Raw genomic sequence first — 12,364 nt, 5'->3', positions numbered from 1 at the left:
GGAGATCAAAAATGCATACTTCCCGTTCCGACAATGCCCTCATCATGTTCTTCAACGGTGCCGCCGTCGTCGTGGCCTACGCCATGCTCGGCCTCTCGCTCTGGCTGTCGCCCGACGTGCCGCTGTCCACCAAAGGATTTTGGGGCATCGGTGTCCTGCTCTTGACGCTGGCCTTGGTAAATTTCGTCAAATACCGCTTTGACGACCGTCTGTCCGAGGACCGGATCACCCGTCTGGAAGCCGCGCGCAACGAAAAGCTGCTGGCCGAATACGTCAACGCCGACAAGGATATCTGATCCTTGCCCCGCCCGTGCGATCACGGGCGGGGTTCCCCCTTTCCAAAACCGAAACGCTTCGCCAAAGTCACGTTCATGTCATACCTGCGCCAGTTCGCCGCCCGCATCACAGGCCACGCCATCCGCATCTTTGCCCGCGCGATCACGGCGGTGCGCGCGGACTGGCAAGGCATCGAACCCGTGCCGCGCCAGCGCGTCTATTTCGCCAACCACACCAGCAACGCCGACATGCCGATGATCTGGTCCTGCCTGCCCCCCGCTCTGCGGCGCGATGTGCGGCCCGTGGCGGCGGCGGATTACTGGCTGAAGAACAAGCTGCGCGCCTTTGTCGGGCCAGAGGTGTTCAACTGCGTCCTGATCGACCGCCGCCCCGAGGTGGACGACAAACCGATGGACAAGATCCTCGCCGCCCTCGACGAAGGTTCGTCGCTCATCATTTTCCCCGAAGGCAACCGCAACATGACCGACGACCTGCTGCTGCCGTTCAAGGCGGGGCTTTACAACATGGGCCGCGCGCGGCCTGACGTGGACCTCGTGCCGACATGGGTTGCCAACCTGACCAGCATCATGCCCAAAGGCGAGGTGATCCCCCTGCCGCTGATCTGCACCGTCACGTTCGGCGCGCCGATCCATGTGCAGGAGGGTGAAAGCAAGGATGATTTCCTGCGCCGTGCCGCAGATGCACTGGTGGCCCTTGCACCTGAGGTGCGCCCATGACCAGCACCACCGCCGATATCCTGCTGCTGGCTTTTGGCAGTTTCAGCATCCTGATCGCACTGACCGTATTGGGGGAGGTGTTGCGTGCGCGCCAGCCTGCGGACATGCCCAATCCGGTCTTGGAAACCTACATGACCCGCGTGCAAAGCTGGTGGGGCATGGTGGCTTTTGTCGGCATTGCGCTTTTGACGGGCAAGGTAGGGGTGATGATCCTGTTTGCCTTCGTATCCTTCGCCGCCTTGCGCGAATTCCTGACGCTCACGGCAAAGACGCAGGCAGATCACATCGCGCTGGCCTTGGCGTTCTTTGTGGTCCTGCCGTTGCAATATGTCTTTGTCGGCATGGGCTGGACCGGGTTGTTCGCCATCTTCATCCCCGTTTATGCCTTCCTGCTTTTGCCAATCGTGTCCGCCCTGCGCGGCAATGCGAACCGCTTTCTGGTGCGGGTGGCGGAAACCCAATGGGCGCTGATGATTACCGTCTTTTGCGTCAGCCATGTGCCTGCGCTGATGACGCTGGACCTGCCCGATTACAGCGAACGCGCGGTGCTACTGATCGCCTTTCTGGTGATGGTGGTGCAGTTGGGTGATCTGCTGGAATACTTCTTCGGCCGCCGGATCGGGCGCACCAAAATCGCCCCCGGCCTGTCGCCGAAGACATGGGAAGGTGTGGCCTGCGGTGTCACCTGTGCCATGGTCATCGGGGGCTTGCTCAGCTGGATCACGCCCTTTGCGCCCCTTGGCGCGATGGCGATGGCGGGGGCGGCGTCACTGGTCGGCATGTTCGGCAGCATCGTCTTTGCCGCGATCAAGCGGGATCGTGGGGTCAAGGACTGGTCGCATCTGATCCCCGGTCAGGGCGGGTTCGTGGACCAGCTGGACTCTGTGATCTTTGCAGCACCGATCTTTTACCACCTGACGCGGTATTTCTACACCTGACCCCAGAACTGCGGCAGTTTGCCGAGGTTCTTGGCCACCAGCGTGCCGATCCCGCCCACACCATGCCGCCGGATCGCGCGGTAATCCTCGCGGCTTTTGCGGATCATCTGGGCAAAGCTGCGGTTGCTCGCGCCGCCCATCTGCATGCGCACCATGACATGGGGGATATAGGCCAGCCGCACCTGCCCTGTGGTCAAAAACCGCAGCATCCCGTCATAATCCCCCGAAATGCGATAGCTCGTGTCATAGAGCCCTGCGCGGTCGAAAACCTCCCGCCGCAGATAGAGCGTGGGATGCGGCGGCATCCAGCCACGGGCCAGCGCGCGCGGGCTGAACGCGCCTGCCCGCCAGTGCCGGATCACGCGGGACGGATCGGCGCGCGCGACATAGTGCAGATCGCCGTAAGCACCGTCGATGGCGGGGTCGGCCAACACCTCGGCCACGCGCGCCAGAATGGTGCTATCCGCCAGCACGTCATCGGCATGCAAAAGGCCGATCACGTCGCCCGTCGCGCGCCTTATCCCTGCGTTGATCGCCTCGTAAATCCCGCCGTCCGCAGCCGAGACCAGTGCCATGCCCGCCAGCCCCTGCGCGCGCAGAAGTTCGACTGTCCCATCGGTCGAGGCCCCGTCCTGCACGACATGTTCCAGATCAGGATGCGTCTGTGCGCGCAGGCTATCGAGCATCCTCGGCAGGGTCGCAGCCCCGTTGCGCACGGCCGTGACGACCGAGATTTTCATGCAGCATCCTTTCGGGGTTCGGGGAACAGGTTGATCCCCAGCACGGAGTGGATCGCGGCGACGGGGCCTGCCCCCGTCTGCGCCATGCAGCGTTCGACCTCGGCCAGCTTGGCATCGACCAGATAGCGGTACCAGAACCCTTGCAGCACATGAAACGCGCGGGCCTGCGCGCCGTCCCAAAAGCCGCCGCGCAGGATGTAGCGGTAGAGGAAATAGACCCCCGCCCGCATTCCGCAGGGCAGGCGCGCGTAGAGATTGTCCTTGATCCAGCGCTTCGCCCCCGCAGCGCCTGCGGGTGCGGGTTGCACAGGCAGAAACCCGTGCCGCTGGTTGAGGATATCCACCACCTCGCGGCTGGCATAGGCGTTGTGCTTGGCGATCCACCAATCGAGCGGCTTGCGGTTGTCATCGATGATCTGCCCCGACAGATGCGCGACAGGGCCGTTCACGACGATATGTTCATCCATCCAGCGCGCTTCGACCCGGCCGTGCCCTTGGCGGAACAGCCGCAGCATCCGCGCGGGAAACAGGCCGCCATAGCGGACAGGCTGGCCTTGAAACCACATGCTGCGCCCCACGGAGATCCCCGCCGCATCGGGCAGTCCGGCATTGATCTGCGCGGCAAGCTCCGGCGTGACATATTCATCCGCATCCAGCCGCAGCACCCATCCCGCCCCTGCCCCGAGCCGGTCGAGTGCGGCGTTGAACTGCTGCGCGTAATTGGTCCAGGGATGCTGCCAGACCTCTGCCCCTGCCGTGCGCGCAATCTGGCAAGTCGCGTCTGTCGATCCGCTGTCCACGACGATGATCCGCGTGGCGACCCCTTGCAATGACGCCAGCGCGCGGGGCAGATGCAGTGCCTCGTCGCGGGTCAGGATGATGGTGGTCAGGGCGGTCATTGCCGTCTGACCTGCATCGGATTGCCTTGTCCGATATGCCGCGCCGGCAGGTTGCGCAGCGCCACGCCGCGCGCGCCAAGGATCGCCCCTGTCCCGATCACCACCCCCGGGCCGACGAAGGCATCCGCACAGACCCATGCATCCGGCCCGATCACGATAGGCGGGCGCAGCAAGGGGCGTGCGGGGTCGCGCCAGTCATGGCTGCCTGCACACAGATGCGCATTCTGCGACACCGTCGCGCGCGGCCCGATATGGATTGGCCCCAGCGCATAAAGGATCGCGCGATCGCCCACGGCGGCCTGATCCTCGATATGCAGGTGCCATGGGATCGTGATGCGCACCGTGGGATGGATATGCACCCCGCGCCCGATCCGCGCACCGAAGAGCCGCAACAGCCAGACCCGCCAGACCCAGAACGGGCGCGGGCTGAACCGGAACAAGGGCTGGCACAGCCCCCACAGGATGCGCGCCATCTGCGCCCTGGCCGACCAGTTGCGCGCGCGCCGGTTGGCGGTGATGTCGATATGTGTCGTCATGCCTGCACCATCTGGGGCGCGCCCGTGGCAAGCGCGCGGTAGAGCGTGGCGAAGGCTGCCACCATCGCATCGGGCGAGAAATCGCGGATCATCCAGTCGCGCCCGCGTGCTCCCATCGCGGCCAGATCACCTTTGGCCAGCCGCGCGATCGCGGTAGCCAAATCGTCATGCGCAAGGTCGATGCAGGCTCCCGCGCCTATCATATCCAGCCGCTGCCACGGCGTGCCGGTCGTCGTCAGCACCGGCACGCCATGGGCGAGCGCCTCGGCCACGGTGATGGCGAAATTCTCGCTATGGCTGGGCAGCACGAAGAGATCGGCGCGCGCAAAGGCCTGCGTCTTGGCGCTGCCCTGCACATCGCCGTGAAACCGAATACGGGTATTGTCTTGGGCGGCGGCGCGCAGGGCGGTCTCATGCGCGGGGATGCCCGTGCCATAGATGTCGAGCGTCGCCTGCGCAGGCAGGGCTGCGATCAGCAGGTCGATACCTTTCTTGGGATGCAGCCGCCCCAGATACATCAACCGCAGCGCACCTTGCGGGCGGTAAAGGCGCGGCGCAACGTGGGGAATCGTCACGCAATTCGGGATCACGGCCGTCTGGATACCGGACAGGCGCGCGACACTTTGCGCGGCCTCGACCCCGGCCGTGACATGCAGCACGGTGTCAGTCGGGCGCAGGACTTGCGCCACTCTCTCCAACAGATGCTTGGCCTTGATGCGGGGGGCGTCCGGCCAGTCTTGCGTCGCCTGCAACGCACCGCGCGGCGACCAGACCAGCGGTTTGCCCATCGCCCGCGCCAGTGCCAGCACTGGCAAGGTCGGAAAGGAATAGGTCCCCGTCAGATGCACCACATCCGCCCAGATCATCGCGGCAGGCAGAGGCGCGAGCAACCCCGGTGCGATGCTATGCCCCGCGATCCGGCACGCGTAATCCACGCGGTAAGGCAAAGGCACGCGCCGCACCCTGTCGCCCACCGCAGACCCCGCCGCATCGGTCGTCAGCACCCGCAGATCAAAGCCGTGGGTGACGGCGATCCCGTCGCAAATCGCCTTGGTCGAAAAGATCGGCCCGCCCCAGAAGGTCGCGGGATAAAAGCTCGGGGTGACGTGCAGGATGTTCATGCCGCCACCCTTGCGCGCTGGCCGATGATCCGCGCGGGGTTGCCCGCAACGACCGCACCCGCCGGCACATCGCGCGTCACAACCGCCCCTGCCCCGATCACCGCGCCATCCCCGATCCGGCGGCACTGCGGCAGGATCACGGCGCGCAGGCCGATCCAGACGCCCGCGCCAATGGTCTTGACCATCGGCTGCGGCACCGACCAAGGGTCAAGTCCGTGGTCATGGGTATAGATCACCGCCCCTTCGGAAATCAGCGTGCCATCCCCGATCACCAGCCCGCCTGTCGTGTCCAGATGCACATCACGGTTGATCTGCACACCGTCCCCGATGCGCAGCCCGGCGCGGCCTGTCTCGGCAGAGGCTTCAACCCCGCGCCAGATATAGCATCCCGCCCCGATGCTGACCGCGGAGGGATCATCAAACCGCACTCCGGGCTGGAACCGGCTGCCCGCGCCGACCTGCGCCAGCGTTGCACGGTGCCACAGCGTGGCAAGGATCAGCCCCAACCGGCGGTGGATTTGCGCAGGCAGGCGCAGGGCGCGCAGAACACTATTATGCATGGGACAGCCTTTCGGTTGGCACCGCCCGCCAGCGCAGGCGGCGGATGAACAGCGCACGGATCAGCAGGATCAGAATCAATTGCGCCGCGGCCCCCACGACAAAGGCGCTAAAGGAGGATTGCAGGCAGGCCTGCACGAAGGGATAGAACAGCACCGGATAGAGGAACGCCGACCCCGTCCGCGCGGTGCGGCGAGGGTCGAGCAGGAACGCCTCGCCTTTGCGAAACACCCAGCCCAGCGCGGGTGCCACCGCCAGCCCCGCCCAGCCGAAGTTGATAAACGCCTCGCCCGGTCCTGTGACATTGAACGCGCCGCCTGTGGCCAGCCCCATCACCTCGCGCTTGAAATAGACGCCGAGGTCGATGGCGGGCTTGTCCGGCCAGATGTCGCGCGGCACCCAGCCAAAGGCCCACCAGCCATAGCTTTGCCCCAGCAGCATCTGTCCGGGTTCGACATGGCCCGTGACCATGACCGCGACATTGAAATCCAGAAAATAGGTCGATCCGATGATCTGGCGCAGGAGGCTGGCCCCCTCCGCGCCCAGCCGCAGTTCGGTCATATAGGCCGACAGCATCACGATGCCGGTGGCACAGGCCAGCCCCAGAACGCCCTGCCGCCAGCCCAGCCGCCCGCCCAGAATGGCGTGGGTCGCCAGCGCATAGACCGCCAGTTCCACCAGCTCGAACCGGTCGCCCGACACCAGCGCGATCCCGACCAGCGCCGCCGCCAGTGCCAGCGTCATCGCCACCCGCATCGCGGATGGGTGCAGGATCGTCTGCGCGAGACAGAGCACAAAGGCGAATTTGGGGATCACGAACAGCGTCTTGATCCCTGCCAGCGTTGCGCCCACACCATCGGCGTTGACGTTGATCTGCTTGGCGCGGTTCAGCGCGGACAGCAGCCCCGCCTCATGCAGCCCTGTGCCGCGGGCTCGCAGGATCAGCAGGACCGTGACCACCGTCACTGTCAAGGCGAGAGCGACAAGCGCGCCCATCGGCTGCACGCCCGCCGCAACCCCGCGCGCGGCCACGATCCGCGCAGGTGCTGGCTGCGGAGCGCAGGCCAGCAGATAGCCAAGGCAGATCAGCGCCACAAACCCGCCCAGATAGATCGCCCCCACCAACGCCGCCCCCGGAGCGGGATCGAACCTTGCGTAGAACGCTAGGTCGGGGGCCAGGGCATAGGCAAACGCCTTTGCCAGAAATCCCAAGGCGCAGAAATAGCCCAACAGATGCAGGGGCGAGACCCAAGCCAGCAACCCGTGCCGCGCCGCAATCCAGAACGGCAGCAGCGTGCAAAGTGCGGCCAGCGCGATGGTCAGGACATCCGCCATGCGGGCCTCCCCACGAGGCGGGCCAGCGTGTTGACGCCCATGCCGCGCCAGACCCAGACCCACAACAGCGCGGAACAAAGGCTGGTGGCGCAGGCATAGGCCAGCGCGTTACCCATCGCGTCCTGCGGGGCGACCAGCAGGAACAGCGCCAGATAGCACAGCACACCCGCCAGCCGCGCCAAGGCGGCCAGATGCCCGCCGCCTGTCAGGGTGGCCACGGTCGTCCCCTGCGCAAAGGCCAGTTGCACCAGCGTCCCGCCCAGCAGCACCAAAAGAACGGGCACCGGCAGGTCCGGCAGCCAGACCATCAGCACAGGCAGCGCCAGCAGCGTCAGCCCCGCGAGCCCAAGACCCGGCAAAAGGGCAATCCGCGCGCCTGCGTCGCTGGCGCTTTGCAGGGCGTGCAGGTCGCGATCGGCGTGGGCGGCGCTGATCCGTCCCGCGCTGACCCAAGTCGCGACCGACATCGGCAAGGCCACAAGGTTCGCCAGCCGCCGCAGCAGCGCATAGACCCCGATCTGCTCGGGCGTCAAAAACTGGCCGCCGACGACGATATCGACCTGCGCCAGCACCATGCCCAGCACGGATGTCGCCCAGAGGTTCGCTGTCAGCGCTCCCGCGGGTTTGCCTCGCCCAATCAGCGTGGGACGAAGCGGATGCCGCAAGACCAGTAGCGTAGCAAGCAGGCAGATCACGCCAAGGATCAGTGCCGTCCCCCACAGGATCACGGACGGCGCAAGACCCGTCAGTCCGGCCACCCCCAGCGCCAGCACAGGCGCGCCATCGCGCAGGATCATCGACAGATGCACCGATCCCAGCGCGCGCAGGATGCTGGCAAGGCAAGAGGCAAGATTGACCGCGATGGCAGCGGCCAGCACAGCCCGCCACGGAAGGCCTGGCCAGATCAGGGGCAAGACCAGCGCGGCAACGGCGGCGGCAATGAAGGGAAAGACGAAACACAACAAAACGACAGCCCGCGGATGCATTCCCGCGCCGTCACCCAACCGCGCGAGCAAGATGAGCGGCCCGCCCAAACCCAGCACTGTCGCAGCCACCAGCGCCAGCCCCCAAGCGACGATCAGCACGCCGAAGCCGTCAAGCCCAAGCAGGACAACCAGCCCGAGCAGAACCGCGACATTTGCCGCCAGCAAGCCACCCCTGACCATGATGCCAAGACCGGCAGGCTGATGCAGGCAATGTCGCAGGAACGCCATCATGACACGCAAACCACCTAAACCACGCGGTCACCACGACCGCGCCTGTTGAGTGATCCTTCATTGTGATTAATTTTGTCTTAACCAGTTTATGGTTTCAGGAGAGGGCCCCGCAGATTGGAAAGCCCGCCAGATGTCCCGCCCGCCCCTGCCATCATCGGTGCCCGCGTTTGTCGAACTTGACCGTACCGCACCTGTTGATCTCGGCCAGATGCTGCGCGTGGTCTGGGCAGGCAAATGGATCATCGCGCTGATCACCGGCCTGACGGTCTTGATGGCGGGATATTACGGTTTTGCGCTGGCCAGCCCGCGCCATGCCGCCGTGACGCTGATCGACACGCGCGCGGTCCCCGCGCGGATGGGCACAGGCACCACGGCCGAGACCGTGAAACCCGGCACGCATATCCAGCAATTGCTGGCGACACCGACGCTGGAACAGGTGATCAACCGGCTAGATCTGCAGCAGGACCCCGCGTTCAACCGTTATCTGACGCCCGTGCCTGCGCTGTCTGTCACAGGCATCCGCACAAGACTGCGCAACCTGCTACTCGGGCAGGTCGAGGTGCCGCCAGATGCCGCGGCCAAAGCCGCCAAACTGGTGCAGAACCTGCGCAATGCGATCAGCATCGAAAACCCCCGCGACAGCGATTTGTTGCGCGTGACGGTCACCGCAGGCGACCCCGACCGCGCCATCGCAATCGCCAATACGCTCGCGGCGGTCTATCTGGCGGATCAGGTGGCGCAGAAACGGACCCGCGCGGCCGACAGCATGGCGTGGCTGTCCGATCGCACGGATGGATTGCGCGAGGCCCAGACGGCCACGACGGCAGAGATCACCGCCTTGGGCCTGCAAGACCCGCAGCGGCGCGACACTTTGGGGCGGCAGTTGCTGGACACCGCGGCGCGGCTGACCAGCGCCACGGCTGCCCTAGACCGCGCGGGTGACGCGGCAAACCGCCAAAGGCTGACGGCGCAGACCGCAGCGCTTCGGGCCAGCCACGATGATCTGGCCGCAGAGCTGGACGCGCTGACCGCGGCCAGTCAGGCCCGCGATAGGCTGCAGGCCGATCTTGACGCGAACCTTGCCCAGCAGGCGGACTACCAGAGGCTGATGCAAGAGCTGACGTTGCACATGGGCCAGATCGCGCCCGACAGCCGCGTGCTCAACCCCGCGACCGAGGCGCGATACATCGGCCCACAAAAGGTGCTCTTGCTGCAGATCGCGGCGGTTGTGGGTGCCTTGGGCGGGCTGATGCTGGTGGCGCTGCGGCACAGCCTGCGGCGCGGTTTCGGCGATGCAGCCGCCTTGCAGGACACGACCGGCCTGCCGGTGCTGGCGCAATTGCCGCTGTTGCCTTCGCGCAGGCCCGCGCGGCTGCTTGCGGCGCTGACAGCCGCCGATGCCACCGCTGCGACCGAAGGCTATCGCCATCTGCGGACCGCCCTGCTGCTGCGCGGGGCGGCGGTGCCGCAGGTTATCCTGTCGACCTCGGCCATCCCCGGCGAAGGCAAGACCACGCAGGCCATCGGGCTTGCGCATAGCATGGCGAGCCTTGGCAAACGGGTCTTGCTGATCGATTGCGACCTGCGGCAAGGGGCGTTCCGTCGCTATTTCAGGCTGGCGGGCACCGACGGTCTGGCAGCAGTGATCCTTGGCCATATCGCGCTGCAAGCCGCGACCGAACCAAGCCCGATCCCCGGCGTCGATCTGCTGGCGGGCGGCGCGCAACAGGCGACCGGCGCCGAGACCTTGTTTCTGCCGGGGCTTGCCGATGTGATCGCACAAGCGCGCGCAGCCTATGATGTTGTCGTGATCGACGCGCCGCCTGTGGTGCCGGTGCCCGATGCGCTGGCGCTTGCGCGTCATGTCGATGCGGTGGTCTTTGCCGTGCGTTGGGACAAGACGCCCGCCGCAGTCCTGCTGGCCGCCACCGAAAAACTGGCAGCGGCCGAGGTGCAGATCACCGGACTGACCCTGACACAGGTCAACAGCCGCCTGCAGGCGCAACGCGGCGGGATCGGTTTCGCGCGTTACGGGCGGGGGTATTTTCACGCCTGAACGGGTGTCACCGCCATGACATGCCGGCTGGAAAAGCCGATCACATCGCCTGCCCGCATCACCGTGCCCGCGGGCAAATCCGCCGCAATATAGGCCTTGGCGATCCAGTCGAGCGATCCCGCCGCGCTACGCCCGTCGATATTAGGCCGCAGGAATGTCGTGACCGGCCCGACAAGATTGCCTGCAATGCCCGAAGCGGCGGCCTCGCAACCATAGCGCAGATCACCCGTCACCCCGCGCCCGCTCAGCCCCAGACGCCCAGCCGTGCCAAAGGCGATATTCGCGGGGGTCTGGCCTACGAAGTCCGCCAGTGCCACGCTATCCTGCGGTCCGGCGACGGTCTGCACCGCGATGGCCGCACTTTCGCCATCCCAATGCACCAAGGGCAACATCCCCAGATAGAGCCAGTCCACCGTGGCATCCGGCCCTGTCAGCGTGATCTGCACGTCATGGCGCACGGCACCGGGCGTGATGCGGCGGGTCATCTGGCATTCGCCGATATCGCCGCCGCTGGCGCGCTGCCACGTGGTGTTTTCGACCGACACGACCTCGGTGCCCACGGCCAAGCCGGTGCCGGTGGTGACAGGCACGAAAGGTTGCGCATCCAGCATCACGCTGCGCGACACCAGCGCCTCGTGGCCATGGGTCTGACCGCCAATTTCGGTTGCGGCACCAGCGATGACGATGCGTGCGGCATATTCCCGCTCGGACGGATAGTCGATCGCCTGCACCTGCGGATAGGTCGGGCGGTTGTCGGCGCGCCAGTCGATCCCGCCATCGCCGCCGATCCCCGACAGATGCGCAGGCGGTATGGCCCCGCTGACACCCGTCGCGCGGGCGGCATAGAAAGTGCCCTGCCATTGCACCTCGTCGCCCATGACGTAAGGGGTCGCCGGCTGCCAGACAGGGGGCAGGATGCCGTCGTCGGTCAGATCGGCGCTGAGCGCCACGGCCTCGATCATCAGGCTGGTGCCGCCGGGGGTGGCAGCCCCCCCGTGCGACAGGGTCACGGTATGGCTGCCGGTCAGGCCGGTGGCCACGCGGATGCTGCGACGGCGCGCCATGTCGGTGGCGGTGTGCGTGCTGAACGCCTTGAACCCCAGCGCCGCCGGATCGCCGATCGCATCGACCAGCACCTGCGCGCCGTCGATATCGACACGGCAATAGCCGCCGGACGTGCGCCCCGTGAAACAGACCCAGAGGTCGTAGGGCTTTGCGCGGTCCACCGCCACGCTGATCGTAGCCGTCAGCGACGAGGTGCTGACCGCGCGGTTGCCGGTATAGCTGCCCGATAGACCAGAGCCCGAGGATTGCAACTGCGACCAGCCCGCCGACAGCCCGAAAGCCGCCACCGGATAGACCTTGCGCAAGGCACATGTCAGCGTTTCGCGCCATGACAGACGGGTGCCCGCGTTCGCGCCGTCCAGTCGCAGGCAAGCGGCGGTCGCGGGGCCGGTTTCGGTCCAGACAGTCAGCCCGCCTTGCGGACCAAGGCCAAGCGCCACCTGCGCGCCTGTGCCTTTGGCGAAAAACCCCGCCAGCGGGTCGCGCGCGGCGGGTGCTGCATAGGCCGGCGAAAGCTCCAACCCGATCATCGATCAGTACCACGCCACAAGCTGCGCCGTCGTGCCGCTGGCCAGAATCCGCACCGGCCGAATCGACAGCACGGCCCCTGCCGCGACATCATAGGTCACGACCTGCCCGTCCTTGTCTTGCAGGGCCGCCGTGCCCGCGCTTTGCACGAAAATCGCGCGCGGGCGCACCGGCAGGTCCGCGCTGTCCGACGGCGAGACGACATAATGCGCGACGGCGGGCGAAGTCAGGTTGACGTAATCGGCACTGAAAGGATCGGGCATCGGAGACTCCAGATTGGTTGCAGCGGCCATGATGCCGCCTTTGTCTGAAAGCGCCGTTGCGCAACCGCGCGGGACCCAAGGCAACGGTGCTGGCC

The 12,364-nt window shown here is 66.2% G+C and carries 13 protein-coding genes; 4 read left to right on the top strand and 9 right to left on the bottom strand.

Features of this window, described 5'->3' with window-relative positions:
• The first annotated feature begins 11 nt into the window (after positions 1-11).
• The 3 genes from VCK47_RS15580 to VCK47_RS15570 all read left to right on the top strand — a co-directional run bounded on the left by VCK47_RS15580 (position 12) and on the right by VCK47_RS15570 (position 1,951).
• On the top strand, positions 12-296 hold the full coding sequence (locus tag VCK47_RS15580) for a hypothetical protein (protein WP_322891578.1): 285 nt from the start codon (positions 12-14) through the stop codon (positions 294-296).
• 75 nt (positions 297-371) lie between these two features.
• The gene (locus VCK47_RS15575; RefSeq protein ID WP_322891579.1) at positions 372-1,013 is read left to right on the top strand and encodes a lysophospholipid acyltransferase family protein; all 642 of its coding nucleotides are present in this window, start codon (positions 372-374) and stop codon (positions 1,011-1,013) included.
• Positions 1,010-1,951 carry a phosphatidate cytidylyltransferase gene (locus VCK47_RS15570; RefSeq protein ID WP_322891580.1) on the top strand — a complete coding sequence of 314 codons (942 nt, stop codon included), beginning with the start codon at positions 1,010-1,012 and terminating at the stop codon, positions 1,949-1,951. The genes VCK47_RS15575 and VCK47_RS15570 overlap by 4 nt, the downstream gene beginning before the upstream one ends.
• On the opposite strand, the gene VCK47_RS15565 is transcribed toward VCK47_RS15570, so the two are convergent.
• The 7 genes from VCK47_RS15565 to VCK47_RS15535 are packed head-to-tail and all read right to left on the bottom strand — an operon-like array spanning position 1,942 to position 8,357.
• Complete coding sequence (locus VCK47_RS15565; RefSeq protein ID WP_322891581.1) at positions 1,942-2,691, bottom strand: glycosyltransferase family 2 protein; 750 nt, start codon at positions 2,689-2,691, stop codon at positions 1,942-1,944. The two genes, VCK47_RS15570 and VCK47_RS15565, sit on opposite strands and share 10 nt — an antisense overlap.
• Entirely contained in the window at positions 2,688-3,590 is a 903-nt protein-coding gene (locus VCK47_RS15560) for a glycosyltransferase family 2 protein (RefSeq protein WP_322891582.1), read from the bottom strand. Before VCK47_RS15560 ends, VCK47_RS15565 begins: the two co-directional genes overlap by 4 nt.
• Positions 3,587-4,126 carry an acetyltransferase gene (locus VCK47_RS15555; RefSeq protein WP_322891583.1) on the bottom strand — a complete coding sequence of 180 codons (540 nt, stop codon included), beginning with the start codon at positions 4,124-4,126 and terminating at the stop codon, positions 3,587-3,589. Before VCK47_RS15555 ends, VCK47_RS15560 begins: the two co-directional genes overlap by 4 nt.
• Positions 4,123-5,247 carry a glycosyltransferase gene (locus VCK47_RS15550; protein WP_322891584.1) on the bottom strand — a complete coding sequence of 375 codons (1,125 nt, stop codon included), beginning with the start codon at positions 5,245-5,247 and terminating at the stop codon, positions 4,123-4,125. The genes VCK47_RS15555 and VCK47_RS15550 overlap by 4 nt, the downstream gene beginning before the upstream one ends.
• Positions 5,244-5,807, bottom strand: a complete 564-nt coding sequence (locus tag VCK47_RS15545) for an acyltransferase (protein ID WP_322891585.1) — start codon at positions 5,805-5,807, stop codon at positions 5,244-5,246. The genes VCK47_RS15550 and VCK47_RS15545 overlap by 4 nt, the downstream gene beginning before the upstream one ends.
• Positions 5,800-7,140, bottom strand: coding sequence for an oligosaccharide repeat unit polymerase (locus VCK47_RS15540; RefSeq protein WP_322891586.1), 1,341 nt, complete (start codon positions 7,138-7,140; stop codon positions 5,800-5,802). The genes VCK47_RS15545 and VCK47_RS15540 overlap by 8 nt, the downstream gene beginning before the upstream one ends.
• Positions 7,125-8,357: a hypothetical protein gene (locus tag VCK47_RS15535; protein WP_322891587.1), complete on the bottom strand. Its 1,233-nt coding sequence runs from the start codon at positions 8,355-8,357 to the stop codon at positions 7,125-7,127. Before VCK47_RS15535 ends, VCK47_RS15540 begins: the two co-directional genes overlap by 16 nt.
• Positions 8,358-8,487: 130 nt before the next feature.
• Between VCK47_RS15535 and VCK47_RS15530 the strand changes: the two genes are divergently transcribed.
• On the top strand, positions 8,488-10,413 hold the full coding sequence (locus VCK47_RS15530) for a polysaccharide biosynthesis tyrosine autokinase (protein ID WP_322891588.1): 1,926 nt from the start codon (positions 8,488-8,490) through the stop codon (positions 10,411-10,413).
• On the opposite strand, the gene VCK47_RS15525 is transcribed toward VCK47_RS15530, so the two are convergent.
• Both VCK47_RS15525 and VCK47_RS15520 read right to left on the bottom strand, forming a co-directional pair.
• Positions 10,404-12,008: a hypothetical protein gene (locus tag VCK47_RS15525; RefSeq protein WP_322891589.1), complete on the bottom strand. Its 1,605-nt coding sequence runs from the start codon at positions 12,006-12,008 to the stop codon at positions 10,404-10,406. The two genes, VCK47_RS15530 and VCK47_RS15525, sit on opposite strands and share 10 nt — an antisense overlap.
• A 3-nt stretch (positions 12,009-12,011) precedes the next feature.
• A complete protein-coding gene (locus VCK47_RS15520; protein WP_416236688.1) occupies positions 12,012-12,269 on the bottom strand; it encodes a spike base protein, RCAP_Rcc01079 family in 258 nt (85 codons plus the stop codon).
• Between the last annotated feature and the right edge of the window lie 95 nt (positions 12,270-12,364).

It is taken from the genome of Yoonia sp. 72 (assembly GCF_034652275.1).
Taxonomy (GTDB): domain Bacteria; phylum Pseudomonadota; class Alphaproteobacteria; order Rhodobacterales; family Rhodobacteraceae; genus Yoonia.
The sequence above is the reverse complement of the archived record's forward strand: the minus strand, read 5'-3'. Positions and strand labels throughout refer to the sequence as shown.